This window comes from Roseomonas sp. TF40 (genome assembly GCF_057219975.1).
Genome location: NZ_JBXVVR010000004.1, coordinates 267181 through 292711, shown reverse-complemented (window position 1 = coordinate 292711; position 25531 = coordinate 267181). Strand labels below are relative to the sequence as shown.

Annotated in this window: 25 protein-coding genes; 20 read left to right on the top strand and 5 right to left on the bottom strand. The window is 68.3% G+C overall.

Annotated elements, in window-relative coordinates; all coding sequences use genetic code 11:
- The first annotated feature begins 35 nt into the window (after positions 1-35).
- Together guaA and AC2D9U_RS14610 are read left to right on the top strand one after the other, a co-directional pair.
- The gene (gene guaA / locus AC2D9U_RS14615; RefSeq protein ID WP_484750175.1) at positions 36-1607 is read left to right on the top strand and encodes a glutamine-hydrolyzing GMP synthase; all 1572 of its coding nucleotides are present in this window, start codon (positions 36-38) and stop codon (positions 1605-1607) included.
- A gap of 317 nt (positions 1608-1924) precedes the next feature.
- Entirely contained in the window at positions 1925-3205 is a 1281-nt protein-coding gene (locus AC2D9U_RS14610; protein WP_484750173.1) for a tyrosine-type recombinase/integrase, read from the top strand.
- Here AC2D9U_RS14610 and AC2D9U_RS14605 read toward each other — a convergent pair.
- On the bottom strand, positions 3171-3449 hold the full coding sequence (locus AC2D9U_RS14605; protein ID WP_484750310.1) for a helix-turn-helix transcriptional regulator: 279 nt from the start codon (positions 3447-3449) through the stop codon (positions 3171-3173). The genes AC2D9U_RS14610 and AC2D9U_RS14605 overlap by 35 nt on opposite strands.
- Positions 3450-3682: 233 nt before the next feature.
- Between AC2D9U_RS14605 and AC2D9U_RS14600 the strand changes: the two genes are divergently transcribed.
- From AC2D9U_RS14600 to AC2D9U_RS14545, 12 genes are all read left to right on the top strand, one after another.
- Positions 3683-4651 carry an ArdC family protein gene (locus tag AC2D9U_RS14600; RefSeq protein ID WP_484750171.1) on the top strand — a complete coding sequence of 323 codons (969 nt, stop codon included), beginning with the start codon at positions 3683-3685 and terminating at the stop codon, positions 4649-4651.
- The gene (locus AC2D9U_RS14595; RefSeq protein WP_484750169.1) at positions 4648-5064 is read left to right on the top strand and encodes a hypothetical protein; all 417 of its coding nucleotides are present in this window, start codon (positions 4648-4650) and stop codon (positions 5062-5064) included. Before AC2D9U_RS14600 ends, AC2D9U_RS14595 begins: the two co-directional genes overlap by 4 nt.
- A gap of 76 nt (positions 5065-5140) precedes the next feature.
- Complete coding sequence (locus tag AC2D9U_RS14590) at positions 5141-7267, top strand: ParB/RepB/Spo0J family partition protein (RefSeq protein WP_484750167.1); 2127 nt, start codon at positions 5141-5143, stop codon at positions 7265-7267.
- Between the two features lie 62 nt (positions 7268-7329).
- Positions 7330-8361, top strand: a complete 1032-nt coding sequence (locus AC2D9U_RS14585) for a DUF7146 domain-containing protein (protein ID WP_484750165.1) — start codon at positions 7330-7332, stop codon at positions 8359-8361.
- Between the two features lie 166 nt (positions 8362-8527).
- A complete protein-coding gene (locus AC2D9U_RS14580) occupies positions 8528-10234 on the top strand; it encodes an ATP-dependent nuclease (RefSeq protein WP_484750163.1) in 1707 nt (568 codons plus the stop codon).
- Positions 10227-11642 carry a UvrD-helicase domain-containing protein gene (locus tag AC2D9U_RS14575; protein ID WP_484750161.1) on the top strand — a complete coding sequence of 472 codons (1416 nt, stop codon included), beginning with the start codon at positions 10227-10229 and terminating at the stop codon, positions 11640-11642. Before AC2D9U_RS14580 ends, AC2D9U_RS14575 begins: the two co-directional genes overlap by 8 nt.
- A 428-nt stretch (positions 11643-12070) precedes the next feature.
- Complete coding sequence (locus AC2D9U_RS14570; RefSeq protein WP_484750308.1) at positions 12071-13003, top strand: DUF2493 domain-containing protein; 933 nt, start codon at positions 12071-12073, stop codon at positions 13001-13003.
- Between the two features lie 102 nt (positions 13004-13105).
- Positions 13106-13645, top strand: coding sequence for a hypothetical protein (locus AC2D9U_RS14565; RefSeq protein WP_484750159.1), 540 nt, complete (start codon positions 13106-13108; stop codon positions 13643-13645).
- 466 nt (positions 13646-14111) lie between these two features.
- Positions 14112-14429: a DUF736 domain-containing protein gene (locus tag AC2D9U_RS14560; RefSeq protein WP_484750157.1), complete on the top strand. Its 318-nt coding sequence runs from the start codon at positions 14112-14114 to the stop codon at positions 14427-14429.
- 166 nt (positions 14430-14595) lie between these two features.
- Positions 14596-15543, top strand: a complete 948-nt coding sequence (locus tag AC2D9U_RS14555) for a toll/interleukin-1 receptor domain-containing protein (RefSeq protein ID WP_484750155.1) — start codon at positions 14596-14598, stop codon at positions 15541-15543.
- A 39-nt stretch (positions 15544-15582) separates the two neighbouring features.
- A complete protein-coding gene (locus tag AC2D9U_RS14550; protein WP_484750153.1) occupies positions 15583-16107 on the top strand; it encodes a hypothetical protein in 525 nt (174 codons plus the stop codon).
- 95 nt (positions 16108-16202) lie between these two features.
- On the top strand, positions 16203-19580 hold the full coding sequence (locus AC2D9U_RS14545; protein WP_484750151.1) for a type ISP restriction/modification enzyme: 3378 nt from the start codon (positions 16203-16205) through the stop codon (positions 19578-19580).
- Between the two features lie 19 nt (positions 19581-19599).
- Here the strand turns inward: AC2D9U_RS14545 and AC2D9U_RS14540 are convergent, their stop codons facing one another.
- From AC2D9U_RS14540 to AC2D9U_RS14525, 4 genes are all read right to left on the bottom strand, one after another.
- Positions 19600-20178: an RES family NAD+ phosphorylase gene (locus AC2D9U_RS14540; RefSeq protein ID WP_484750149.1), complete on the bottom strand. Its 579-nt coding sequence runs from the start codon at positions 20176-20178 to the stop codon at positions 19600-19602.
- Between the two features lie 3 nt (positions 20179-20181).
- Positions 20182-20508, bottom strand: a complete 327-nt coding sequence (locus tag AC2D9U_RS14535; protein ID WP_235907590.1) for a helix-turn-helix domain-containing protein — start codon at positions 20506-20508, stop codon at positions 20182-20184.
- A gap of 17 nt (positions 20509-20525) precedes the next feature.
- A complete protein-coding gene (locus tag AC2D9U_RS14530; RefSeq protein WP_484750146.1) occupies positions 20526-21887 on the bottom strand; it encodes a hypothetical protein in 1362 nt (453 codons plus the stop codon).
- A 101-nt stretch (positions 21888-21988) separates the two neighbouring features.
- Positions 21989-22267, bottom strand: a complete 279-nt coding sequence (locus AC2D9U_RS14525) for a helix-turn-helix domain-containing protein (RefSeq protein WP_484750144.1) — start codon at positions 22265-22267, stop codon at positions 21989-21991.
- A 164-nt stretch (positions 22268-22431) separates the two neighbouring features.
- Between AC2D9U_RS14525 and AC2D9U_RS14520 the strand changes: the two genes are divergently transcribed.
- The 6 genes from AC2D9U_RS14520 to AC2D9U_RS14495 all read left to right on the top strand — a co-directional run bounded on the left by AC2D9U_RS14520 (position 22432) and on the right by AC2D9U_RS14495 (position 25531).
- Positions 22432-22698, top strand: coding sequence for a DNA -binding domain-containing protein (locus tag AC2D9U_RS14520; RefSeq protein ID WP_484750142.1), 267 nt, complete (start codon positions 22432-22434; stop codon positions 22696-22698).
- A 92-nt stretch (positions 22699-22790) separates the two neighbouring features.
- Complete coding sequence (locus AC2D9U_RS14515) at positions 22791-23159, top strand: transcriptional regulator domain-containing protein (RefSeq protein WP_484750140.1); 369 nt, start codon at positions 22791-22793, stop codon at positions 23157-23159.
- Positions 23050-23577, top strand: a complete 528-nt coding sequence (locus AC2D9U_RS14510; protein ID WP_484750138.1) for a DUF2285 domain-containing protein — start codon at positions 23050-23052, stop codon at positions 23575-23577. Before AC2D9U_RS14515 ends, AC2D9U_RS14510 begins: the two co-directional genes overlap by 110 nt.
- A gap of 130 nt (positions 23578-23707) precedes the next feature.
- Positions 23708-23992 (top strand): helix-turn-helix transcriptional regulator, encoded by a 285-nt coding sequence (locus AC2D9U_RS14505; protein ID WP_230165369.1) that lies wholly within the window; start codon positions 23708-23710, stop codon positions 23990-23992.
- Positions 23970-25079: a replication initiator protein A gene (locus AC2D9U_RS14500; protein WP_484750135.1), complete on the top strand. Its 1110-nt coding sequence runs from the start codon at positions 23970-23972 to the stop codon at positions 25077-25079. Before AC2D9U_RS14505 ends, AC2D9U_RS14500 begins: the two co-directional genes overlap by 23 nt.
- Complete coding sequence (locus tag AC2D9U_RS14495) at positions 25067-25531, top strand: DUF2840 domain-containing protein (RefSeq protein WP_484750133.1); 465 nt, start codon at positions 25067-25069, stop codon at positions 25529-25531. Before AC2D9U_RS14500 ends, AC2D9U_RS14495 begins: the two co-directional genes overlap by 13 nt.

Sequence of the window (25531 nt, the reverse complement as noted above, 5' to 3'; positions counted from 1 at the left end):
TTGTGCGGGCGGGCGCGTTGTGGTCATAGCCCGCCATGACGCACGCCCCGACCGCCCGGCATGACCGGATCCTGATCCTCGATTTCGGCAGCCAGGTGACCCAGCTCATCGCGCGCCGGCTGCGCGAGAGCGGCGTCTATTGCGAGATCTGGCCCTTCAACGCCGCCCCCGAGGCGCGCATCCGCGCCTTCGCGCCCAAGGGCATCATCCTCTCCGGCGGGCCCGCCAGCGTGACCGAGGGGCAGAGCCCCCGCGCGCCGGACTACGTCTTCGCCTCCGGCCTGCCGATCCTGGGCATCTGCTACGGCCAGCAGACGCTGGCGCACCAGCTGGGCGGCACCGTCGAGGGCGGGCATGCGCGCGAATTCGGCCGCGCCTTCATCGACGTCACCGGCGACTGCGCCATCACCCAGGGCCTCTGGGCCAAGGGTGCGCGCGAGCAGGTCTGGATGAGCCATGGCGACCGCATCACCCAGCTTCCCCCCGGCTTCCGCGTGGTCGCCAGCAGCGAGGGCGCGCCCTTCGCGCTGATCGCGGATGATGCGCGCCGCTACTACGGCACGATGTTCCACCCCGAGGTCGTGCACACGCCGCATGGCGGGGCGCTGCTGCGCAACTTCACCCATGGCATCTGCGGCTGCACCGGCGATTGGACCATGGGCGGCTTCCGCGCCGAGATGGTGCAGAAGATCCGCGCCCAGGTCGGCAGCGGGCGCGTGGTCTGCGGGTTGTCGGGCGGGGTCGATTCCTCGGTGGCGGCGGTGCTGCTGCACGAAGCGATCGGCGACCAGCTGACCTGCATCTATGTCGATCACGGGCTGATGCGCGCGAATGAATCCGAGCAGGTGGTCCGCACCTTCCGCGACCGTTTCAACATCAAGCTGATCCACCGCGACGCGTCGGACCTGTTCCTCGGCCAGCTCAGCGGCGTCACCGACCCCGAGATCAAGCGCAAGACCATCGGCCGGCTCTTCGTCGAGGTCTTCGAGGAGGAGCAGAACAAGCTGGGTGGGGCGGATTTCCTCGCCCAGGGCACGCTCTACCCCGATGTGATCGAGAGCGTGTCGGCCACCGGCGGACCCAGCGTGACCATCAAGAGCCACCACAATGTCGGCGGCCTGCCCGAGGGCATGCGCATGCAGCTGGTGGAGCCGCTGCGCGACCTGTTCAAGGACGAGGTCCGCGTGCTGGGCCGTGAGCTTGGCATCCCCGAGGAGATCGTCGGCCGCCATCCCTTCCCGGGGCCGGGCCTGGCCATCCGCATCCCCGGCGAGGTGACGCGCGAGAAGGCGGACCTGCTGCGCAAGGTGGATGTGATCTACCTGGAGGAAATCCGCGCCGCCGGGCTCTACGACGCCATCTGGCAGGCCTTCGCGGTGCTGCTGCCGGTGCGCACCGTGGGCGTGATGGGCGATGGCCGCACCTATGACATGGCCTGCGCGCTGCGCGCCGTGACCAGCACGGATGGCATGACGGCGGATGTCTACCCCTTCAGCATGGAATTCCTCTCGCGCGTCGCGAACCGCATCGTCAACGAGGTGCGCGGCATCAACCGCGTGACCTACGACATCACCTCCAAGCCGCCGGGGACGATCGAGTGGGAGTGATGCGATAGGCTTCGGCATGGTTCGCCATCTATTGCTCGAACTGAACTAACTATCTAAAATTATTGAATATCGCTGGTGTAGTGCTTCGCGGTCTATCGCGCGCAAGCGCGTTGATCTGACGGCATAACCGACGGTATCGTCTTCCAGGCAGCGCCGGCAATCTCGGATTTGCCCGCCTGGAGGTCCATCAACGGCAATCCCGCTTTTCGCACCCAATACGCTGAATTGATTGGTCATTTCTGCACGACTGACGGTATCCTGTTCGACGGTATCTGAGCCTCTGAAGAGGGCTTACCGTACGCGCTGAGGAGGGCGTCATGCTCACCGATATCGCCATCAAGCGGCTGAAACCAAGAGAGAAATCGTACAAGGTTGCTGACCGTGACGGTATGTATGTCGCGGTCCTGCCGTCAGGAGCGATCTCGTTCCGCTACGACTATCGGCTGAACGGGCGCCGCGAAACGCTGACCCTCGGCGCCTACGGACCTGGCGGACTGACGCTCGGCGAAGCCCGCGAGCGCTGCCTCGTTGCTCGGAAGACCGTTGCGGGCGGACAGTCGCCCGCGCAGGAGAAGCAGCGCGCGAAGCGCCGCGCCGCAGAAGCACTCACCATCGCGGCGGCCGGAAAGCGCTGGTTCGAGGGCGCGCGAATGGCCGAGAGCACGCGAGCGATGCGGAAGGCGATCTTCGACCGGGACATCCTGCCGACGTGGAAGAACAGGCTCCTGTCGGAGATCAAGCCCGACGATCTGCGCGGGCTCTGCGCTAAGGTGAAGGAGCGCGGCGCGCCCGCGACCGCGATCCATGTCCGCGACATCATTAAACAGATCTACGGCCACGCGATCCTGCATGGCGAGAAGGTTGCGAACCCAGCCGACGAAGTGGGGCCGGCATCAATCGCCACCTTCATGCCGAAGGATCGCGCGCTCTCGCCATCGGAAATCCGCATCCTGTTCGACCAGATCAAACACGTCGCAACCCTGCCGACCATTCGGCTCGGGCTCCGCCTAATTCTCCTGACCATGGTGCGCAAGAGCGAGCTGCTCGATGCAACCTGGGACGAGGTGGATTTCGAGAACGCTGTCTGGACCATTCCGAAGGAGCGGATGAAGCGCTCGCGTGCACACAACGTCTATCTCGCGCGACAGGCACTCGACATCATGGTCGCGCTGAAAACCTGCGCTGGCAATTCGCCCTATGTGTTGCCCTCTCGCTATGAGGCCGACCAGCCGATGTCTCGTGCGACCTTCAATCGCGTCATCTACGCGGTTGTCGGGCGTGCGAAGACCAGCGGGCTGCCGTTGGGCGCCTTCACGGTGCACGACCTGCGGCGGACTGGCGCGACGTTGCTGAACGAGCTCGGCTTCAACAGCGACTGGATCGAGAAAAGCCTTGCCCACGAGGACAATCGATCGTCGCGCGGTGTCTACAATAAGGCGGAGTATGAGCCGCAGCGTCGACACATGCTCCAGGAGTGGGCGGACATGATCGACGCATGGTGCAGCGGCCAGAAGCGGGTGCCCACGCTCTATCCACCGGCGATGCAGCTTGGACCCAAGGACGTCATACCTTCACAGGCCGCGTCCTCCGCATCCTGACATCGGGTATGGGCGCGCGCGTTGATCGGCCACTGTCAGCGCCGTACCGCCGCTCCGCGAGCCAGGCTGCGATTTCTGCGTAATCCCAGGCCACGCAACGCGGCGTCAGGTGGAAGCGTCGTGGAAACTCGCCCCGCTGCTCCATCTCGTAGATCGTCGTGTCCGATAGCGGGACGAGCTCCCTTAGCTCGTGCCGGCGAAGAGTGCGGCGAAGGGGGGGAATGCTGGGCTGATTTCCGGACATGTGCCGCTCCGTGACGATCGCTATCGCCATGCAGCGGCATCTATCGAGCAGAGAAAAGACGAGAGTGAATGCCGTAGTGCTGCGTCGCGTCGCTGCGCGCAAATCGGATGACGTGACGCTGGCGAGGTGAGCGTCTGACCGCGCCGGCGAGAGTGAGAGTTTGGCGGCAGTCGCCGTGACGGGTTTCGGGGCCGAGAGAGAGGCTCGCGGCCGGCCCGTCATGGAGAACCGCCATGACCCGCTCCGCGACGCGGCCGGCCCCGAGCGGCCGAGCCTCGGGTGACCGCGCAAATCTCTACGACGAGATCACCGACAGGATCATCGCTGAACTCGAAGCCGGCCACCTGCCCTGGGTGCAGCCCTGGGGAACCTCAGGTGTCGCCGCACCGCTCGCCCTGCCGAAGAACGCCGCGACCGGCCGGCGCTACTCGGGCATCAACGTGCTGATCCTCTGGGGCGCCGTCGTCCAGCGCGGCTACGCCGGCCAGAGCTGGCTCACCTTCTGCCAGGCGCTCGCGCTCGGCGGCAGCGTGCGCAAGGGCGAGCGCGGCACGACCGTCGTCTATGCCGACCGCTTCATCCCCGGCGAGGAACGCCAGCGCGCGAAGGAGACGGGGAAGGACGCCCGCGCGATCCACTTCCTCAAGCGCTTCACTGTGTTCAACGTCGAGCAGTGCGACGGCTTGCCGCCCGAGCTCGCTGCGACGGCGCCGCCCGCTGACACGTCGCTCATCGAGCCGCAGGTGCAGGCGCTGATCGCAAGATCGGGCGCCGACCTCCGAATTGGCGGGGAACGCGCCTACTACGACGTGCTCGGCGACTTCATCCGCGTGCCGCCGCCGCAGGCCTATTTCAAGCCGATCGACTGGCACCGGACCGCGCTGCATGAGCTCGGCCACTGGACGGGGCATGCGTCGCGCCTCGGCCGCGAGATCGCCAACAGTTTCGGCTCAAAGAAATACGCGCAGGAGGAGCTGGTCGCCGAGATGACGGCAGCCTTCACCTGCGCCCCCCTCGGCATCGTGCCGACGGTGCGCCATGCCGACTACATCGGCTCCTGGCTGGAGGTGCTGCGCGAGGACAATCGCGCGATCGTCCGCGCGGCGAGCGCCGCGTCGAGGGCGGCCGACTTCCTGCTCGCCTTCGCGCCCGAGGCCAAAGCAGTCACCGATGAAGCTGATGTAGCGGAGGCTCTGTCGTGACCCGTCAGAGCAACGCCACGGCTCCGCTCATCGCACCAGAGGCGGAGGAGCGCTACGGCCACTACATCCGCGAAGCATTGGCCACAGAGGGTGGCCACCTCGCCATCGGCCGCGGCGGCTTCACCCTGTACTTCGCCCGCGGTGCATATCTCAGCGGGCACGACTGCGAGACCATCAAGACGGCCTGCATCGCCGCTGGCCTACCGGTCATCGACAGCCGCGCGCTCGCCTTCGAGGTCGTCTGCGATTTCGCGGTGCGCGGCCCGATGGTCGCGGTCGGCGAGCCCCCCAGCCCGCCGCCCTGGGGTGCCTTCTCCTATGCGCCACTCGCGGCTGTCGCGGATGCCTATCGCGCGGCCGGCGCGGAGGTGTGGAACATCCCCGCTGCGGCTCCAACGGCGCGCAGAGAGTGAGAGGGCCGAGGCGGTCTTCGTGACGGGTTGAGGGTCGGGAGAGAGGCTCCCGGCCGGCCCGTCATGGAGAACCCCCATGTCGAAGTCCGTCCCCAAGGTCGCGCTCTCCGCCTCGCGCGACATCCCCTTCAACCGCCTCGTGCTCAGCCAGGCGAATGTCCGGCGCATCAAGGCCGGCATCGCCGTCGAGCAGTTGGCCGAGGACATCGCTCGCCGCACCCTGCTGCAGAGCCTCACCGTCCGCCGCGTACTGGACGATGACGGCCGCGAGACCGGCATGTTCGAGGTGCCCTCGGGCGGCCGGCGCTACCGCGCGCTCGAGCTGCTCGTGAAGCAGAAGCGCCTCGCCCGCACCGCGCCGATCCCCTGCATCATCCGCACCGAGGGCATCGCCGAGGAGGACAGCCTGGCCGAGAACGTGCAGCGTGCGCCGCTGCACCCGCTCGACCAGTTCCGCGCCTTCCAGGCCCTGCGCGAACGCGGCCGCTCGGAGGAGGAGATCGCCGCGGCCTTCTTCGTCTCGGTCGGCGTGGTCCGGCAGCGGCTGCGCCTCGCCGCCGTCTCTCCGCGCTTGCTCGACCTCTACGCCGAGGACAGCATGACGCTCGAGCAGCTGATGGCCTTCACCGTCAGCCCCGACCACGAGCGCCAGGAGCAGGTGTGGGAGGCGCTGCAGCGCTCCTACACGAAGGAGCCCTACCAGATCCGCCGCCTGCTGACCGAGGGCGCCGTCCGCGCCTCCGACAAGCGCGCCCGCTTCGTCGGCGCCGAAGCCTACGAGGCGGCGGGCGGGCTGATCCTGCGCGACCTGTTCCAGCCCGACGACGGCGGCTGGTGGCAGGATGCCGGGCTGCTCGACCGGCTCGCGCGCGAGCGGCTGGAGCGCGAGGCCGAGGCGATCCGGGCCGAGGGCTGGCGCTGGGCCGAGGCCGCGCCCGACTTCCCCTACGGCCACACCTACGGCCTGCGCCGCCTGGCCGGCGAGGCGCAGCCGCTGAGCGAGGAGGAGACGGCGCGGCGCGAGGCGCTCCAGGCCGAGTTCGACCGGCTGGAGCAGGAGTGCGCGGAGGCCGACGAGGTGCCGGAGGAGACCGACCGGCGCCTCGCCGAGATCGAGGAGGCGCTCGCCGCCTTCGAGGACCGGCCCGTCGCCTACGATCCCGACGAGATGGCGCGCGCCGGTGTCTTCGTCAGCATCGATGGCTCGGGCGCGCTGCGCGTCGAGCGCGGCTATGTCCGGCCGGAGGACGAACCACCGGTCGCGGGCGAGCCGGAGCAGGAGCAGGTGGAGACCGACCAGCCCCAGGCCGGTGCGGAGCCGGAGGGCGAGACCACGGCCGAGCCCGAGACCGATACCGACCCGACTGCCCCGCCCGCCGAGCCGCCGGAGGAGGACGAGGGCATCCGCCCGCTGCCCGACCGGCTGCTGACCGAACTCACCGCGCACCGCACCCTCGCGCTGCGCGATGCGCTCGCCGCCGATCCGCAGACGGCCTTCCTCGCCGCGCTGCACGCGCTCTGCCTGCGGCTGTTCTACCGCTACGGCCTCGACTCCTGCCTGGAGATCGAGCCGAAGAGCGCGCTGTTCTCCGCCCAGGCGCCGGGCCTGGCCGACACCGCCTCCGCGCGCGCCATCGAGGCCCGCCACGCGCGCTGGCAGGCGCAGATGCCGACGGAGCCTGGGGAGCTCTGGCCGGTCCTCGCCGGCTTCGACGCCGACAGCCGCGAGGCGCTGTTCGCGCACTGCGTCGGCTTGACGGTCAACGCGGTGCACGAGGCCTACAACCGCCGGCCCAAGGCGATCGCGCATGCCGACCGCATCGCCGAGGCGATCAGCCTCGACATGGCCGCGGTCGGCTGGCGGCCGACGGCGGAGGCCTATCTCGGCCGCGTCACCAAGGGCCGCATCCTCGCCGCCGTGCGGGAGGCGCGCGGCACGCGGGCGGCGGAGCGCATCGCCAGCCTGAAGAAGGCGGAGATGGCGACGGCCGCCGAGGAGTTGCTCGCCGGCACCGGCTGGGTGCCCGAGCCGCTGCGCACGCCGGGCCAGGTCTTCGCGGCGGTGGAGCCGGAGACCGAGGCCACGCCGGAGGGCGAAGCGGAGTCGGCGGCTTATGGCGGCGAACCGGCCATCGCCTCGGCGCCGCCGGCCGAGGACACTGAGGCGGCGGCGATCCCCACCGCCGCGATCGCCGCCGAGTAACCGTCCTCCCTGCACCTCGCGGGCCCGTCGCAAGGCGGGCCCGCATCTTCATGGAGGGACCGATGCGCGAGGATGCCGCCGCGCTCGCGCGCCGCCTGGCCCGCAACACCGAGGCGGTCTGCCGCCACTACCTCTCCAACGGCCGGCGCGAGGGGCGCTGGTGGACTGTTGGCGATGTCGCGAATACGCCCGGGCGCAGCCTGTTCGTGCGGCTGCACGGGCCGGAGGCGGGGCGCGGCGCCGCCGGGAAGTGGACCGACGCCGCGACGGGCGAGCATGGTGACCTGCTGGACCTGATCGCCCGGGCGCGCGGCCTCGACAGCCTGCGCGACGTGCTGGAGGAAGCGCGTCGGTTCCTCAGCCTGCCGCCGCCGCAGCGGCCTGAGCCGCGCGCGCCTGTCGCTGCCGGCTCGCCGGATGCGGCGCGCCGGCTGTTCCACGCCGGGCTGCCGATCAAGGGCACGCTGGCCGAGACCTATCTGCGCGCGCGCGGCATCACCTACGTGGACGACCTGCCCGCGCTGCGCTTCCACCCGCGCTGCTACTACCGCGCGGACGAGAACGCGCCGGTCGAGACGTGGCCCGCGATGCTCGCCGCGGTGACGGATCTCGACGGCACGATCACCGGCGTGCATCGCACTTGGCTCGCGCGCGACGGCCGCGGCAAGGCGCCGATCGCTACGCCGCGGCGCGCGATGGGGCGGCTCCTTGGGAATGGTGTGCGGTTTGGCGTTGTGCAGGACGTCGTCGCAGTAGGCGAGGGCATCGAGACGGTGCTGGCGCTGCGGTGCTTGCTGCCCAGGCTCCCAATGATCGCCGCGCTGTCGGCGAGTCACCTCGTCGCGCTCTCGCTGCCGCTTAGTCTCCGCCGAATCTACGTTGCCCAAGATACTGATCGCGCTGGAACCCGCGCTGCCATAGTGCTGGCCGAAAGGACAGGGCGAGCCGGCACGGAGCCCGTGTTGCTGAGCCCGCGTTCGGACGACTTCAACGAAGATCTGCGCCAGATCGCCCGTACGGAGTTGGCTGCTCGGGTGCGCGTCCAGCTTGCACCCGAGGATGCAGCCTACTTGTTGGCTAGCGGCACCGCCTGACTTAACCCAAGGCATTCAGTGTAGCGGCTCGACCGCTCTCGTCTGCTTCGCGCCCGTCCCTGCCCAGTCCGGATCGGTGGCACTTTACGGTGACTATCTCGCCCCCTGACGCTGGTCAGAACATTCCCGCTTAGCTATTCTCGCCCAAGAATAATCGGAGGATACAATGGCGCAAATTCGCCACATCGAGATTGTTCATTTTCGTTGTATTGAGAAACTCGAATGGCATCCCACTCCCGGTATTAACTGCCTGATCGGCCCCGGCGATGCCGGCAAGTCATCGATCCTCGACGCGATTGATCTATGCCTCGGCGCGCGCCGCACCATTCAATTGAGCGATGCCGACTTCAACGCTCTCGACGTGTCACAGCCGATCCAAATTCGCATCACCATCGGTGACCTCTCGGACGCGCTCAAGAGCATGGAGACCTACGGCGCTTACGTCCGCAGCTTCGATGCCGCAAGCGAGACGATCGACGACGAACCTGAAGCGGGCAAGGAGACAGTGCTCACGATCGAGCTCAGAATCGGCAGCGATCTCGACCCGGTCTGGAGCTTGGTGTCCGATCGCGCTCGGGCCCAGGGCCAGTCGCGCAATCTGACTTGGGGCGACCGGGTTCGCCTCTCGCCGACGCGGATCGGCGCCCTTGCAGACCAAAATCTCGCGTGGCGGCGCGGCTCGGTGCTCAACCGCCTGACGGACGAGAAGGCGGACACTGCTGCAGCGCTGGCGAGCGCGGCGCGTGACGCGCGATCTGCATTTGGTGATCTCGCCGATAAGCAGTTGGGCGAGACTCTCAAGATCGTCGCCGAGACAGCGCGCGAACTGGGAATTCCCGTCGGCGACAAATTGAAAGCGATGCTGGACGCCCACTCCGTTTCGTTCAGCGGCGGCACGATCGCGCTGCATGGCGACGATGGCGTGCCGTTGCGCGCGCTTGGTGTCGGTTCGACACGTCTTTTGGTCGCTGGCCTGCAGCGTCAAGCTGCAAAGGAATCCAGCGTTCTGCTCGTCGATGAACTCGAGCACGGCCTTGAGCCGCATCGCATCATCCGTTTGCTCGGAGCAATAGGCGCCAAGGAGAAGCCCGCGCCAATCCAAGCGTTCGTGACGACCCATTCGCCTGTCGCCCTTCGAGAGCTTAGCGGTGATCAACTGTGGGTGGCGAGGAAGCGTCCGGGTTTCCACCACCTACAGCTAGTCGGCACCGAGGATGCGATCCAGGGAACGATTCGTGTGCAGCCTGATGCCTTTCTCGCGCGATCGGTGCTCATCTGTGAAGGTGCCAGCGAGGTCGGGCTCCTTCGTGGTCTCGATCTGCACAGAACGACCGCAGGCCAAGTATCCCTTAATGCCCATGGCGTCGCGCTGGTCGACGCGGGCGGCGTTACCAAGATCTACGTCCGCGCGAACGCGCTAGCGTCGCTCGGTTACCGTGTTGCAGTGCTACGCGACGACGACGTGAAACCCGACGCGGGCGAGGAAGGTGTCTTCGAGGTTGCGGGCGGTGATCTGTTCAAATGGCAGGACGGGCAGGCGCTGGAACAGGCGCTGTTCGCCGGAGTTAGCGACAATGGGGTCCACCTGTTGCTGGAAAGGGCGGTCGAAATCCACGGCGAGGAGCTGATCGCCGCGCACATTGATACCACCTCGTTTGGGATCATGAGCCTCGCGGATTGCCGCGGACCGATGACAGACCTTATCAGGACTACCCTCGCCGACGCCGCCAAGTACAAGAAGAACAGCTGGTTCAAGACAGTGAGCTGCATGGAAGAGGCCGCGCGCGACATCATCGGCCCGGACCTGCCGAATGCGCGCCCCGAGTTTCGCGCAGCGATCGAGGCCGTGTTCAACTGGTGTGCGGATGCCTGAGGTCGATCTTCTCTCGATCGCCCGTGGCACCGTGACGGCGCCCGCTGGATGCGGGAAAACACATCTGATTGCTCAGGCGCTCGCGCGCCACGAGAGCTCGAAGCCAATCCTTGTCCTCACGCACACCAACGCCGGTGTGGCGGCTCTCCGCGCGCGGCTCGACTACGCGGGGGTCAGGCCGTCGCAGTACCGGCTGTCGACCATCGACGGCTGGTGCATTCGCCTGCTGACCATGTTCCCCAAGCGGGGTGGGCACGATCCGGCGATCCTGTCGATTCAGAATCCGCGCACTGATTATCCGGCAATTCGCCGCGCAGCGGCCATCGTGCTGCGCGACGGCCATGTCGCCGATGTGCTCGCCGCGACGTACGCTCGGCTTATCGTCGACGAATATCAGGATTGCTCGGACATCCAGCACGCCATCGTGGCCTTCGCGGCGCGAAGTCTCGACACCTGTGTTCTCGGTGACCCTTTGCAGGCGATCTTTGGCTTTCAAGGCAATGCGCTCGCAGACTGGGACAAGCATGTCTGCGCGTATTTTCCGATTGCAGCCGAACTCGATACGCCTTGGCGATGGATCAATGTCGGGGAGGAGGGCTTCGGCCGTTATCTTCTCGATGTTCGCCGCGCGCTGATCGCAGGGCAAGGCATCGATCTCGCGGCAGCACCACGAAATGTTTCCTGGATCCGTCTCGACGGCGCCAGCGACCATCAGGAACGCTTGCGTGCAGGCGGCATAGCGGCAGCCGAGGGCGAAAAGGTTCTGATCATCGCCGACTCGCGCAACCCGGCTGGCCAGCGCCAGTTCGCCAGCCAGATTGTTGGGGCGGTCGCGGTCGAGAACGTCGATATGCGCGATCTCGTCGCATTCGGCGAAGGGCTCGATCTTGCCTCGCCGGGGGCCCTGGAGCATGTCATAAATTTTGCCAGCAATGTAATGACCAACACCGGGGGTACCAACCTGCTCGCGCGCGTGGCCACCCTGCGCCAGGGCCGCGAGCGTAAACCGGCCTCGCCGGCCGAAGCCGCTGCTGTGCGATTCGCGGAAGCGCCCTGCTACCGCTCCGCTGCGGATCTTCTGGTCGAAATCGGCAAGGAGGCCGGCGTCCGTACCCACCGGCCAGCAATCCTACGCGGCGCTTTGCGCATGCTCAAGAATTGCAGCGACGACGCCACCTTGGCTCCTGCCGAAGCAGCGGTTCAGGAGCGCGAGCGATCGCGGCTGGTCGGACGACCTTTGGCGCGACGGACCGTCGGCAGCACGCTGCTGCTCAAAGGACTTGAGGCGGATGTCGCAGTTGTCCTCGATCCCGCCGAGATGGACCGCAGGCATCTCTACGTCGCGATGACACGCGGCGCAAAGCGCCTGGTCATCTGTTCGCGACATAACCGACTCACGCCCGCATGAGGCGATGTCCGTATAGAGGCGGCCCAGCGCGAATAGGCGGACTGTCCAGTCTCCGCCAGAAGCAGCCGTTCAATTGCGGCAAGGCGCGAACGTCGACGCGATAGACATGCTCGGATGCCTGGGGCTCACTCGGAATTCTTGCGCGCTGAACTCATCCAAGCGGCTCTCCTCGTACATGACCGCGTCCACGGCCTTCTCTCCGGCGATCGGGCCGGAGCCGGTCCCTCCCCGCAACGCCGTCGCGCGGATTTCTTCCCCGCGGCCCTGACGGGCCGCTTCCTCGCGAGGCAAGAAAGCCGCGCGCCGCCGTCCTCCGCTGCGCTGCGGCCCTCCGGCTTCGCCTGCGGGTGCAGGTCCGTCCCACCCCCGGCCGGGTGATCGCCACGAAGGCCGCGATGGGCGCGGCCCGTGACAGCGAGGACCCGGCCATGACCGACCGCTTCGACGCCGCCGAACCCACCCACGCCGCCTCCGCCACCGCGCATCTGCTCGACGAGCTCCAGCTCCACGGCTACCGCCCCTTCGCCGACGAGCCCGACCCGCGGCCATTGCCCGATCCCGACCGCCTCTCCGGCGCCGTCGCCGACATCGTCGACGCCTTCGTCGCCAGCCTCGGCGAGACGCGCCTCGAGCCCGATCTGCCCGACCTGCTCTGGTCGCTCGTGAACCTCTTCCATCGCGGCATCGACCGCATCGGCCGCGAGCTCGACACCAACGAGGCCGCGCAGCAGCGCTCCCAGCGCGAGCAGGACGGCTCCGAGGTCCGCTCCGTCGAATTGGAACGCCTCCTCGCCCAGGGCCTCACTCTGATCGAGCGCCGCAACGCCTTCGAGTTCCTCCGCGATGCCGCCGCCGAGCATTTCGAGCACCACACCGGCTCCGCCTGGCGCCCGCGCGCGGGCTCGATGGTCAGCCGCCGCACGATGACTGCGGCGATGATCGACAGCCGCGATTTCCTCGCCGCCAGGCGCCACGCCGAGACCGAGCCGCTGCTGCCCCCGGGCGTCCGCATCGCCTTCGCTGGCGGCGTCGAATGCAACGATCACCAGCGCATCTGGGCCGCGCTCGACCGCGTGCATGCGAAGCACCCCGACATGGTGCTGCTGCATGGCGGCACGCCGAAGGGCGCCGAGCGCATCGCCGCCTGCTGGGCCGACCAGCGCAAGGTTCCGCAGATCGTCTTCAAGCCGGACTGGCACCGGCACGCCAAGGCCGCCCCCTTCAAGCGTAACGACGCGCTGCTCGAGACCCTGCCGATCGGCGTCATCGTCTTCCCCGGCTCGGGCGTCACCGACAACCTGGCCGACAAGGCGAAACGCCTCGGCATCCCGCTCTTCGACTTCCGCGGGGGCGGCGGGTAACGCCCCCCGCACGACAATGCGCTCGCGCAAAGGCGAACCGCTGCGCGCCCGCGATCCGCTACAATCGCGGCGCATCATCGCGCCTCGACCGGGGAGGGTCGCATGACGCTCGGTGTCATCGTCAGCCTGTTCGGCCTCGGCACGATGCTCGTGCTGCTGTTCACGCTCGCCATCTACGCGGTGCCGTTCTTCGTCGGGCTGACGGTCGGCATGTGGGCGTTCGAGACGGGCGCGGGCGTGATCGGCGCCGTGCTGGTCGGGCTTGTTGCCGGCGCGGTCGCTCTGGTCACCGCTCAGGTGCTGTTCGCGTCCGTCCGCTCGCTTGCGCTGCGGGCCGTCATCGCACTGCTGTTTGCCGCACCGGCAGCCGTCGCCGGCTACCACGCAGTGCTGGGGATCTCGGCGATGCTCGTGCCGTCGGAAGCCTGGCGGCACGTGTTTGCGGCGATCGGCGGCCTGGCCGTGGGTGTCTCTGCGGCAGTGCAGCTGGCTGCGTTCGCGGGCGCCGGCGCCCAGCCGAGGCAGGTCACCGTTGGCCGTCCCGACGCCGAGTTCGCTGAAGGGGCGGGACCGGATCAGCCTCGCCTGCCATCCCCCTCCGCGGCACGCCTGCCCGCGCCGTCATCGGAATCGCGCGGCTGAACCGAAGCAGGGCGGCCCTCGGCGGGAACATCCACGCCACGTCCCACCGAGCCGGGATGATGGGTCACCTGTCCAGCATCTCGCCTCCCCCGTTCCGGCCGGATCCTCCCTTGTGCACGTCATGGGCGCCGGGACCGCGATGACTGGTTCATCGCCCTTGTGCCGGGCGCAGCGACAGTCGACTGCTGTCTCCGTGGTCCGTCCGGTGTCGCGCTGCCACGCTGCCTCGGATGGCCTGATCTGGCCGACGGACGGCTGACGCCTCGGGCGCCTCGGCCGCAACGGCGCCGGTGCGACTTTCTTCCCCTGCGCGTGCCGCGCATTCCTCGCGAGGCAAGAAAGTCTCCCAGCCCCGTCCTCCGCTGCGCTGCGGCCCGCAAGCGGGTGCGTCGGCGCCCGCCCCCGGCCGGACGATCGCCACCGAGGCCGCGATGGGCGCGGCCCGGCCAACAGACAGGAGACCATCATGGCGACCATCGGCACCTTCACCCGCACCGAGAACGGCTACACCGGCACCGTCTCAACGCTCACCCTCGACGCCAAGGTCCAGGTCCGGCCGGCCGAGAAGAGCAGCGACAAGGCCCCCGACTTCCGCATCTTCGCCGGCCGCGCCGAGATCGGGGCGGCGTGGAAGAAGACCTCGAACGAGGGCCGCGACTACCTCTCGGTCAAGCTCGACGACCCGTCGCTGCCCGCGCCGATCCTGGCGAACCTCTTCGAGATGGAGGGCGGCGAGTTCGAACTGATCTGGTCCCGCCCCAACGGCAACCGCAGCAGGGAGTGAACGGCCAACGGCGCCCCGCCCGGGAGGGCGGGGCGCCCCCCACCCGCCACAGTCGCGCTACCGCCAGCCCGAATCGCCGCATCGTGCTATCCGATCCATGAAAGCGCCGCCCAGCGTGCCCGTGTCGACACACGGTGCGCCCCTTCCAGCGGCCTGCTGGGACATCATGGCGACGATCTTCTTTTCCTACTCCCACGCTGACGAGGCACTGCGCGATCAGCTCGAGAAACATCTGTCTGCGCTCAAGCACGAGGGCCTGGTCGAAACCTGGCACGATCGGCGCATCCCAGCCGGCGATGTTTTGGACGACGCGATCAGTGCCGAACTTGAGCGCGCCGATGTCATCCTGCTTCTCGTCAGCGCGGATTTCCTCGCTTCGAGATACTGCTTCGACATCGAGATGCGCCGCGCCATGGAGCGACATGCGGCAAGGGAGGCGCGGGTCATCCCTGTCATCCTGCGTCCTTGCGACTGGCACGGCACGCCGTTCGGCAAGATCGCTGCAACACCGGATGACGGAAAGCCAGTCCGGTCGTTCGCCGATATGGACGAAGGCTTTCTCCAGGTTGTGCGCGCTATCCGGCGGGCCCTGCAAGCCAGCGCGCCGACTGCGCCGCCGGCGCCGCCGAGCCGGACGGCGACCAAGCCGCACCCACAACAGCCCGTTCGCCCGGCACCCAGATCCAGCAATCTTGGGTTGCCGCGACGCTTCACCGATATCGATCGTGACCGCTTCCGTGACGAAACCTTCGAGTTCTTTGCCGCCTTCTTCGAAAACTCCTTGAATGAGTTGGCGCAGCGACACCCCGACGTCGAGGCGCGCTTCAAGCGCATTGATGCCGAAGCGTTCACGGCGGCGCTGTACCGCGGCGGAAAGAAGGCGGCATCCTGCCACATCTTCCTTGGAAAGCTGCCGGACGGAATTGCCTATTCGTCGTCAGAAAGCCAAGCTCGCAACAGCTACAATGAAATCCTCAACGTCGAAGCTGATGAACACGGCCTGTTCTGGCGTCCGATCGGCATGAACATTCGCAGCCAGGATGCGGCACGTCTCATGCCGCAGGCGGCTGCCGAGGCGTACTGGGAGCTCTTCCTGCGCGATATGCGGCGGTGACGAGGGTAGGACGCCCATCGGTAGCATGAAAGGCAGCGCATGCATTTCTGGCCGCCCGTGACTCTCCGTCCCATCGAGGAACTCTCCCCAGGCGACGCATTCCTATTGGTCGACCTGCCATCACCCGCCGTGGGCTTCTGCGCGCAGGACGCTGCGGGTGGAGCCATAGCGGACGGCGCGCTGCTCGTCCTGCTGAACAGCAGCACAGACGGCCTGCCCGAGTTTGTTTGGCCGCATGGGCTTCAGGCGTCGTCCGTCCTCTCGTTCGGCGCCGCTGTCCGCTTCCACTTCGACCCGACAAGTCCTCGCATCCGGCTCGCGGCGTCCGGCCGTAGCTGCGAGGGCTGCCTGATCGTCCGCCGATCCGGCGTCGTCCTGCGCGTGCCTCGACGGCGCGGGGGCATGCGGTTGGGGTCGCGCGATGTCGACATCTCAACCGGCAAGATCACTTCCGGCGGGACTGGAAGTGGGGATGTCGCCATCACTGACTGGGACCTGCGGCTGTCGCCGGCCGACCCTGGTGGACAGCCTCTCGTCCTGTTCCGGTTCGCAGCGCCGACCTGAGCCGAGTTTCGGCTGCGGTGCTGGCAATCGGCCACCGGGTCCCCTAGCCTGGGCGGGATAGCAACAATAGCCGAGGTTCCCCGCGCGTGCCCGTGATGACGCTCGCCGACGCCGTTTCCCGCTTCGGTGCCTCGCTGAAAGCCAAGCTCTCCGGCAAGGCCGCCGTTGGCGCGCCCGAAGACCAGCTTCGCGCGCCGTTGGAGACGCTGATCACCGACCTCGCGGCGATCCTGCTGTTCAGGGGCGGGGATGTCGTTGCCATCGGCGAGACGACACTCGCCTCCCTCAAGACCCGTCCCGACTATGCCGTGCGCGCGCGCAACGCCCTTGTCGGCTTCATTGAGGTCAAGGCCCCTGGCAAGGGTGCCGACCCGCGCCGCTTCAAGGACGAGCACGACCGGGACCAGTGGACTAAGCTCAAGTCGCTCCCGAACCTCATCTACACCGACGGCAACGCCTTCTCGCTTTGGCGCGATGGCGTGCTTCAGGGCGAGATCGTGCGGCTGTCCGGCGACGTGGAAAACGCCGGCGCCGCGCTCACCGCGCCGGACGCGCTGACGCGCCTGTTCGGCGACTTCCTGCGGTGGGAACCCATCCCGCCGACCAATGCGCGCGCGCTCGCCGCGCTCAGCGCCCGCTTGTGTCGCCTGCTGCGGGACGAAGTCACCGAGCAACTCGAACAGAAGGTCCTGGCGCTAACCGGTCTCGCCGAGGATTGGCGCCGGCTGCTGTTCCCCGAAGCGAGTGACGAGGACTTCGCCGACGGCTACGCGCAGGCCGTCACCTTCGGCCTGCTGATGGCGCGCGCGCAGGGCATCGTGCTCGCCGATGGCCTGGACCGCGTCGCCCGGGCGCTGGCCAAGACCAACACCGTGATCGGTGGCGCCTTCCGTGTGCTGACCGATGATGTCGACGGGCAGGAAGCGCTGAAGACGTCGCTCGGCACCCTGACGCGCGTGCTCGATGCCGTGGACTGGGCCGCCATCGGCAAGGGCGACCCGGAGGCCTGGCTGTATTTCTACGAGCACTTCCTGGAGGCCTACGACAACGACCTGCGCAAGCTCACCGGGTCCTACTACACGCCGCCCGAGGTGGTCACCGCGATGGTGCGCCTGGTGGATGACGTGCTGCGTGACCCGGTGCGCTTCGGGCAGCCGGAGGGCCTCGCCTCGAACGAGGTCACGCTGGCGGACCCGGCCGTCGGCACAGGCACGTACCTGCTCGGCGTCCTGCGGCGCATCGCGGAGACCGCGCGGGCCGACGGCGCCGGTACCGTGCCGGGCGTCATCCGCGCCGCGCTGAAGCGCATCATCGGCTTCGAGTTGCAGTTCGGCCCCTTCGCCGTGGCGCAGCTGCGCCTGCTGGCCGAGGTCGCCGACCTGCTCAAGGTGAAGGGCACAGTGCCGTCCGACGTGCACCTGCGCCTCTATGTCACGGACACCCTCGGCAATCCCTATGCCGATGAGGAGTACATCCCGCAGATCCTGAAGCCGCTCGCGGAATCCCGGCGCGAGGCGAACAAGGTGAAGCGCGAGGAGCCGATCACCGTCGTCATCGGCAATCCGCCCTACAAGGAGAAGGCGAAGGGCCGCGGCGGCTGGGTCGAGGCCGGCAGCGCGAATGCGACTGAGGCCGCGCCGCTCGCGCGCTGGATGCCGCCGCCCGAATGGGGCGTCGGCGCGCATTCCAAGCATCTGCGCAACCTCTATGTCTATTTCTGGCGCTGGGCGACGTGGAAGGTGTTTGGCGATGCGACGGCCGCGCCGCAGGCGCGGGCGGATCGGCGCGGCATCGTGTGCTTCATCACCGTGGCGGGGTTTCTGAACGGGCCGGGCTTCCAGGCGATGCGCGCCGATCTGCGCCGGACGGGGGATGAGATCTGGGTGGTGGATTGCTCGCCGGAGGGGCATCAGCCCGCCGTCGGCTCGCGCATTTTCCAGGGCGTGCAGCAGCCTGTGTGCATCGTGCTGGTGGCGCGGACCGGCAAGGCGGATGCGAAGAAGCCTGCCCGTGTGCGGTATCGCGCGCTGCCCGTCGGGCGGCGGGAAGTGAAGTTCGAGGCCCTGGCGCAGCTGACGCTCGACGGCGCAAGCTGGATCGAGTGTCCGGAGGAGGCGCGTGCGGCGTTCCTGCCTGCCGCGACCGGTGGGTGGGCGACCTATCCGACGCTCGATGCGCTGTTCGACTACAACGGCTCGGGCGTCATGCCGGGGCGCACCTGGGTGATCGCGCCGGATCGCTGGTCACTGGAGGAACGCTGGAAGCGGCTCGTTGCCGAGCGCGATCCCGAGCGGAAGGAAGTGCTGTTTCATCCGCACGGGACCGAGGAAGATCTAGGAGATCGCCACACCGGCAAGGTTCTGACCGAGGGGCTGCCCGGGTACGACAATCGCCCGCTGTCCATCGCGAAGGACAAGGGGCCTGTCGTCCCGCCGACGCGCTACGGCTTTCGGTCCTTCGATCGCCAGTGGATCATCCCTGACAATCGACTGTTGAACCGGCCGAATCCGAACCTCTGGCGCGTGCACTCGGAGAAGCAGGTCTACCTCACCGCGCCGCATGACCGCACGCCGAGCGGAGGCCCGGCAGTGACCTTCTGCTCGCTCATCCCCGATTTGCACCACTACAATGGTCGCGGCGGTCGCGCCTTTCCCTTTTGGGCCGACAGCGCTGCGGCAACGCCAAACATCAATGCCACGGTGCTGGCCGCGCTCTCCTCGGCGATTGCCGCTCCCGTCTCCGCACCCGACCTCCTCGCCTATATCGCCGCCGTGGCCGCGCACCCGGCCTATGTCACCCGCTTCGCGCCCGACCTCGTGCAGCCCGGCCTGCGCATCCCGCTCGCCACCGACGCCGCGCTGTTTGCCGAGGCCGCACGCCTCGGCAGCCGCGTCATCTGGCTTCACAGTTTCGGCGAGCGCTTCGTCGATGCGGCCGAGGGCCGCCCCGCCGGCGCGCCGCGCCTGCCCGCCGCGGACCGCCCGACCATCCCGGAAGACGGCGCCATCCCGACCGACCCTGCGGCAATGCCGGACGCGATCCGCTATGACGACGCCACCCGCCGGCTGCATGTCGGCCAGGGCCATGTGGACAATGTCTCGCGTGCCGTCTGGGACTACGAAGTCTCCGGCAAGCAGGTGCTGACGCAATGGTTCAGCTATCGCGGCCGCGACCGCTCGCGCCCGATCATCGGCGACCGCCGCAAGCCGTCGCCGCTCGGCGACATCCAGCCGCTCGGCTGGCTGCCGGAATACACGGCGGAACTGCTCAACGTGCTGAACGTGCTTGGCGGCCTGGTGGCGCTTGAGGGCGCGCAGGCCGACCTCCTGGAGCGCATCTGCAACGGCCCGACGCTGCCCGCGTCGGCACTGCAGGCCGCGGTTTCGGCTGAAGCGGCGAAGGCCCCCGCTGCACGTCGCGGTCGCCGCCGCGTCGCGGCGCAGGGCGATCTGTTGGGCGGCGGCGACCCCTGACGCGCTGACGGCGCGCCGCTCAGCCGTTGCGCTGCGCGTTGCGCCAGGCCGTCCAGTCGACGATGCCGTGGTCGCGCACGGCCTCGACCGCCTCCGGTCCGGCGACGCCGCAGAACACGACTAGGTTGGGATGGGTGGAGCGCGCGCTCGGCACGAACAGGCCGTCGCGGCCGTGGAAATGCGCGGCCTCGGCGATCTCCTGCGTGCGCGGATATTCGAGCTGCCGTTCGCTGTAGGACAGCTGACCGAACGCGTTGGTCTTGAGACCCAGGCTCGCGAGCACCTCCAGCGAGGCGATGCGAACGCAGGCATCGAGCGTGACGCGAAGCTCGTGCAGGCCGTAGCGCACCTGCGACGGCATCACGGGCTGGCCGCGGCTGAGATGGAAGAACATCTCCGCCCGTGCGCCGTCCTCATGCGTCGAGGTGTAGAGAACCTCGAAGCTGCGATCGTCCCAACGACCGCCCACCGCGCTGCATTGCGTCGGGTCGCGCCCTTCGCGCACGACGCGCCAGACCGGGCCGCTCCAGGCCTCCCGCGGCAGCGCCTCGACGGCGTCGAGCAGGTGGTTGTCGCGGGGGGAGCGAGCCGCGGCCATGCGTCAGAGATACACGTCCGAATCCAGCCGATCGAGGATGCGCAGGATGTCCTCGGACCGGTTCTGGTTGATCAGGTCGATGGCGCGCTGGCCATCGAGCTGCGGATGACGCGCGTAGAGCCAGGTGCGGATTTCATCTGCGCTGTAGTACTCGGTGAGACGCTGGACGATGAAGTGCAGGTCGGACAGCACCAGCTGCGTGTCCGGCTGCGGCTTGACGGTGCCGGCTTTCCAGCGAGAGACGGTGGCCTTGGAGACATCGGCGATATTGGCGATGTCGGTGCCTGACAGGCCGCCGAGCGCGTTCAGATCCTCGATGTAGCGGGGCATCGCCCCTGAGCGTGCGTTCATGGCTTCCCCGTTGCCGACTTGGGTACGCCTCCACTTCGAAGGGTGGCCACGCGCGCGCGTGGCACGTCGTTGCCACGGGTCTCGTGAATTGTTTCCAAGGTCGTGCGTATCTTCTCGGTCGTCCGGCTGTGGTCCGCGAGCCGTTTCATCAGGGCTTTCGGGTCGACGTTGTGGCGCGCCGCTTCAGCGGCGTCTGGCCGCAGAGCCTTGATCTCACGCGCCGTCCTGTCCGCCTTCGCCATGGGACCGTCGTGGCCGAGGAAAAACGTCTCGCGCCGAAGGTCCGGCACGGCCTCCAGCCTCGCGATGCTGCTGAAGAACTGTCGCGCCGCATGCCCGCGCGGATCGGCGACCATGCTGTCGTAGCCATGTTTGCAGCACGCGCGATCAGCGCACCCGCAGATGCGGCGGCCATTCTTCGCGCTGGCGAGCACGTCGAGCTCGGCGCGTGTGAGCGTGCGGTTGAGGCCGGATATCGAAACCCGGACGGCGCGGCCGAACTTCGCGTCGTCGGTCCGTGGTTTGACTGGCTTGTGCCAGTCGCCCGTATCGAAGCGCTCGCGTTCGCCGATGCCCTGCGCGATTCCCGAGACCACGCCGAACGCCAATGCAGCCTGGCCTGGCAGCCCGCCCAGGTGATCCGCGATCACGGGCTTGCCGAGATTGTGCAGCCCTGCCACGGCCGAGAGGTAGCGGCTCATCTGCAAGGGGCCGGCATCTGCGCCCAAACCCACGACCCGCAGCCAGACGTGGTCGATGGGTAGCCTGCCAAGCATCGCAACCAGCAATCCCCGCTGGCTCGGGTCGTTCAGCATCGCGCTCGGAACGATCAATGGGTAGTCGATCGGAATGCCCTGGCCGCCCTCGCGGTCCAGCGTGCGCCGCAGGGCGATGCACGCTTCGGAATCGACGCTCAGCCAGTCGCGGAACCCCGGGTCACCGAGATGATGCGCCGGGGACAACACAGCGGTGACGCCGGACGACACCGCCAAACGTGCGATCTGGCCGATGACGTCGGTCGCCGCGTCCGCCCGGAAATGATCGGGGCCGAGGGGGCCGGTGCCTTCTGGCAGTGCCCACGGTGCACCCCGAGCCCGCCCGGCATGCTTCCCGAGGCTTGCAAGCTCCGCCACCTCGGTATCGAGGACGATCTCGCCACCAGCGTCTCGGACCGCGGCGATGATCTCTCGCTGATGACGTAGGCGGGAGGCTTCAACGACCAGCCGGCGGGCCGGCAAATGGCCTGCGGCGTGCAGATCCGCCAGCTTCCGATGGGCCTCACCGACCCAAAGATAGGTCGCGATGGGCGACGACGGTACCGCGGCGGGCTTCGGGAAAGGGAGGATCTGGGCAGCCAATGCACACCCCACACATCGACGTTTCACAGATAGCTATTCCTGAAACACCGATGCGTCAAGCGGAACCTATGTCGCGGCACGTCGCCTTCGATGTTGGAACGTCACGGGCACTCAGGTGCGGTCGTAGTCTTTCTTGAGCGACCCCCACGGCGAAGCGGTGCGGCCGCGCCGCTTTCGCCGTCCGGCGCGACGAGCGCGACGTGACTGACGCCCAGGGCGGACGCCAACTCGAAGAGTGTGACGATGGTCGGGTTACGGCGGCCGCGTTCCAGGCTGCTCAGATACTGCTGGCTGAATCCGGACCGCTCGGCGAACGCCTCCTGCGTCAGGCCCTTCTCCAGCCTGATCCGACGCACGTTCCTCCCCACCAGCCGGCGCATGTCCATGCCGGCACGGTTGGGCTGTTACATACTTTGAGTTTATCTTCTATAGTGTGTAAATCGGACGCCCGCGCTCCCATGTAACGCACCGTCTGGCGCTCGCGGCCCGGATGGGTGACCTTGCGGCGACAGCGCGATGAGACGCCGGCAGAGGGGGCGCCCGCATGACCGCCGCGAGGATCCTCGAGACCCCACCCGACGAGCCGCGCGTCACGTCCTATGACCTGGCCCACAAGATCCTCTACCTCCGCCTGCTGGATGCCGCGGCCGAGGGGGCCGACTGGCGGGAAGTTGCACGCATCGTCCTCGGCCTCGACCCTGATCGCGATCCTGACCAGGCACGGCGAATCCACGACAGCCATCTCGCCCGCGCCCGCTGGATGACCGAATCCGGCTACCGCGACCTGCTGCGGCAGGGCTCGACCAGCTGACCGGCGTTGCGCCGACGGCAACACGTGTTGCCCGGCGCGCGCCTCCATAACACACCGAATAGACGCATATCTCGGCATGCTGCGCGCGGAGCGTGCGCTCCGCCCTGTGCCGGAGCCTTGCCATGCCGTCGCGAGACTGGCGGTCGGCCGCCGCCTACGCAGAGCTGGAGAACGCCTCGGCGCGCGATCTCGCCTGGGAGTTCCTCCGGCGCAACCCGCGCTACGTGCGGGACTGGGAACAGCTCGACGACCGGCGGCCCGATGACGCGGCCGACGCCGTCGCCGAGCGCTGGGGGTTGCAATTTCCCGGCCGATCCGGAACTCGACGCACGCACAGCGGGCGTCGTCTGGATGCCGGCGCTCTGCACCGCCACCGTGGCGCTCTCGGCCTTGCCGCCGTCATTCTCGCTACGCTCTCCGGCTGCCCTGCCGCCTGTGAACTCGCCGCGCCAGGCGAGTGACGGCCTGCATGGCGTCATTGGGACACAGTCGCAGCCGGTCTGGCAGGTAGGCGATCCTCCGCCCGACGCGCCGCTTGGCATCCTCATCCCTCTTGATGACCTGGCGCCCAGACGGATGGCTGCCGCGCTGCGCCTGTGGCACGCGCTGCATGGCCGTCCCGAGCGAGAGCGCGGCATGACGCGCGACCAGCGGCGGCAGTTGATCCTCCGGCTTCGCGCGCTGGATGGGCACGCCGAGGGTACGACCCTCCGCGACCTGGCGCGCGGGCTGTTCGGCGCCGATCGCGTCCCTGACGGCCCTGCGTGGGAGGCCCACGACCTGCGCAGCCGCACACTGCGCCTCCTCGCCACCGCCCGCGCGCTGCGTGATGGCGGCTACCGGGTGTTGCTGACGGCGGGGCCAAGCGTCCGGCTCTGACCTCCGCACAGGGGGTCCGCTTTCTCCGCTGCAGTCTTCGGACTCCCCCGTCGCGACCCCGCTTCGCCAGCCTCCGATGCGACCGCCGCGCCCCATGCGCGGCATCCGACAGCATCACCGGAGGCTCCCGATGCCCGACCCGAATGCCGGCCTGCCGCCGCGCTACCTTCGCACGCCCGAGGCCGCGCGCTTCCTCGGCCTTTCCGGCCGCACCCTCGAGAAGCACCGCACCTACGGCACCGGCCCGCGCTACTCGAAGCTCGGTGGCCGTGTCGTCTATGCCGTCACCGACCTCCAGGCCTGGGTGAACCGCGGCACAAAGGCCTCGACCAGCGACGACACTGGCGAGACAGTGCTGCCCGCCAAGCGTCATGCTGCCATCTCGCCGGCCTATGCCGGCGCAGCACGGCGCTGACCCGACGATGCACGGCGAGCGAACCCCCAGCGAGCGGCTCAGGCTGAGCCCGTTCGACGCCCTGCCGGACGAGGGACCGCCGCGCCGCGACCAGCGGGATCTCATGGAGCGGCCGTTCTTCTCGCTGGCAAAGGGTCGTCGCGTCGCGCCGATCCTCTACCGCGCCGGCGACATCGAGGTGCAGGTCCATGCCGTCCCCGAGCATGGCATGGCCACCATCTGGGACGCCGACGTGCTGATCTGGGCCGGCTCGCAGATCGTCGAGGCCGCCGACCGCGGGCTCGCAGCCTCCCGGTTCATGCGGTTCGCGCCCCACCAGCTACTGACTGCCATCGGGCGCGGCGCCGGTCAGCACCAGTACCTGCTGCTGAAGGCGGCGCTCGCCCGCCTCCAGTCCACCGTCATCCGCACCACGATCCGCCACGGCGCGCATTGGCGGCGCCAGCAATTCTCCTGGATCAACGAATGGGAGGAGCGGGTCGCCGCCTCCGGCCGCGCCGACGGCATGGAGTTCGTGCTACCGGACTGGTTCTACCGCGGCGTCCTCGACCGCCAGCTGCTGCTGACGATAGACCCGGCGTACTTCCGCCTGTCGGGTGGCATCGAGCGCTGGCTGTACCGTGTTGCGCGCAAGCACGCAGGCCATCAGCCGTCCGGCTGGGCGTTCGAGTTCCGGCACCTGCACGCCAAGTCCGGCAGTCTGGCGCGCTTCGCCGACTTCGCGCTCGACCTCCGCCGGATTGCCGTCCGGCAGAGCCTGCCAGGCTATCGGCTCGCCATCCGCCGCGATGCCGGCGGCACCGAACTGTTGCGGATCACGCCGTGCAGCCGCAACGCCGGCTCTGTGGATAACTTGTGCAGGCCTGTGGAGCCGCACGGCAGATCAGGCGCAGAGGATTCGGCAGATCAGGCGCAGCCGACACGGCAGATCAGGCGCACGAATCACCCGCAAGCCGTTGCAGCACAGACGGAATTCTGGCCCGTAAAGACTCTAATTGAGTCTAATTCTAATGAAGGCAGGCCCAGTCCGGTCGGTGGAAAACGCGACCGGGACGGGGAGCGGGGGGCGGCGCCATGGCGGCTCTGACCCGCGTCGAGCTGCTGTGGCTCGAGGGTCGCGTCGAGCGCTGGATCCGCTTCGGGCGGATCGCCGAGGAGACGATCCTCGACCGCCGCCGCCGCGTCGTCGCCTTCGCCGCCGGCGAGATCTTCGCCTTCGTCCGCTGGGCGTCCAACGGCTACGGAACTGTGGTCAGCCGCATCGACATCCTGCGCGCGGTCGCGCCCGGCGAGGCTTACAGCACGATCGGCTTCGTGGAGCCGGGGGCGGAGATCCTGCTGCGCATCTCCGGCTGGCCGAAGGTCAACGAGGTACTGCGCGCGATCGACGCTCTCGATCAGACCGGCGTCGCGCCGGAGGAGGCCTGCCCCGACCACTGGCGGCACGTGATGAACCGGCTCGCGGCCGGCGAGCAGCCTAGGACCTACACACGCGAGCGCCACCGCGCCTGGCTGCTGCGGCGGAGGATCGACGCATGA

Coding starts and splice junctions, on each gene's coding strand:
- guaA (WP_484750175.1), top strand. CDS start 36: ATGACGCACGCCCCGACCGCCCGGCATGACCGGATCCTGATCCTCGAT.
- AC2D9U_RS14610 (WP_484750173.1), top strand. CDS start 1,925: ATGCTCACCGATATCGCCATCAAGCGGCTGAAACCAAGAGAGAAATCG.
- AC2D9U_RS14605 (WP_484750310.1), bottom strand. CDS start 3,449: ATGTCCGGAAATCAGCCCAGCATTCCCCCCCTTCGCCGCACTCTTCGC.
- AC2D9U_RS14600 (WP_484750171.1), top strand. CDS start 3,683: ATGACCCGCTCCGCGACGCGGCCGGCCCCGAGCGGCCGAGCCTCGGGT.
- AC2D9U_RS14590 (WP_484750167.1), top strand. CDS start 5,141: ATGTCGAAGTCCGTCCCCAAGGTCGCGCTCTCCGCCTCGCGCGACATC.
- AC2D9U_RS14585 (WP_484750165.1), top strand. CDS start 7,330: ATGCGCGAGGATGCCGCCGCGCTCGCGCGCCGCCTGGCCCGCAACACC.
- AC2D9U_RS14580 (WP_484750163.1), top strand. CDS start 8,528: ATGGCGCAAATTCGCCACATCGAGATTGTTCATTTTCGTTGTATTGAG.
- AC2D9U_RS14575 (WP_484750161.1), top strand. CDS start 10,227: ATGCCTGAGGTCGATCTTCTCTCGATCGCCCGTGGCACCGTGACGGCG.
- AC2D9U_RS14570 (WP_484750308.1), top strand. CDS start 12,071: ATGACCGACCGCTTCGACGCCGCCGAACCCACCCACGCCGCCTCCGCC.
- AC2D9U_RS14565 (WP_484750159.1), top strand. CDS start 13,106: ATGACGCTCGGTGTCATCGTCAGCCTGTTCGGCCTCGGCACGATGCTC.
- AC2D9U_RS14560 (WP_484750157.1), top strand. CDS start 14,112: ATGGCGACCATCGGCACCTTCACCCGCACCGAGAACGGCTACACCGGC.
- AC2D9U_RS14555 (WP_484750155.1), top strand. CDS start 14,596: ATGGCGACGATCTTCTTTTCCTACTCCCACGCTGACGAGGCACTGCGC.
- AC2D9U_RS14550 (WP_484750153.1), top strand. CDS start 15,583: ATGCATTTCTGGCCGCCCGTGACTCTCCGTCCCATCGAGGAACTCTCC.
- AC2D9U_RS14545 (WP_484750151.1), top strand. CDS start 16,203: ATGACGCTCGCCGACGCCGTTTCCCGCTTCGGTGCCTCGCTGAAAGCC.
- AC2D9U_RS14540 (WP_484750149.1), bottom strand. CDS start 20,178: ATGGCCGCGGCTCGCTCCCCCCGCGACAACCACCTGCTCGACGCCGTC.
- AC2D9U_RS14535 (WP_235907590.1), bottom strand. CDS start 20,508: ATGCCCCGCTACATCGAGGATCTGAACGCGCTCGGCGGCCTGTCAGGC.
- AC2D9U_RS14525 (WP_484750144.1), bottom strand. CDS start 22,267: ATGCGCCGGCTGGTGGGGAGGAACGTGCGTCGGATCAGGCTGGAGAAG.
- AC2D9U_RS14520 (WP_484750142.1), top strand. CDS start 22,432: ATGACCGCCGCGAGGATCCTCGAGACCCCACCCGACGAGCCGCGCGTC.
- AC2D9U_RS14510 (WP_484750138.1), top strand. CDS start 23,050: ATGCCGGCGCTCTGCACCGCCACCGTGGCGCTCTCGGCCTTGCCGCCG.
- AC2D9U_RS14505 (WP_230165369.1), top strand. CDS start 23,708: ATGCCCGACCCGAATGCCGGCCTGCCGCCGCGCTACCTTCGCACGCCC.
- AC2D9U_RS14500 (WP_484750135.1), top strand. CDS start 23,970: ATGCCGGCGCAGCACGGCGCTGACCCGACGATGCACGGCGAGCGAACC.
- AC2D9U_RS14495 (WP_484750133.1), top strand. CDS start 25,067: ATGGCGGCTCTGACCCGCGTCGAGCTGCTGTGGCTCGAGGGTCGCGTC.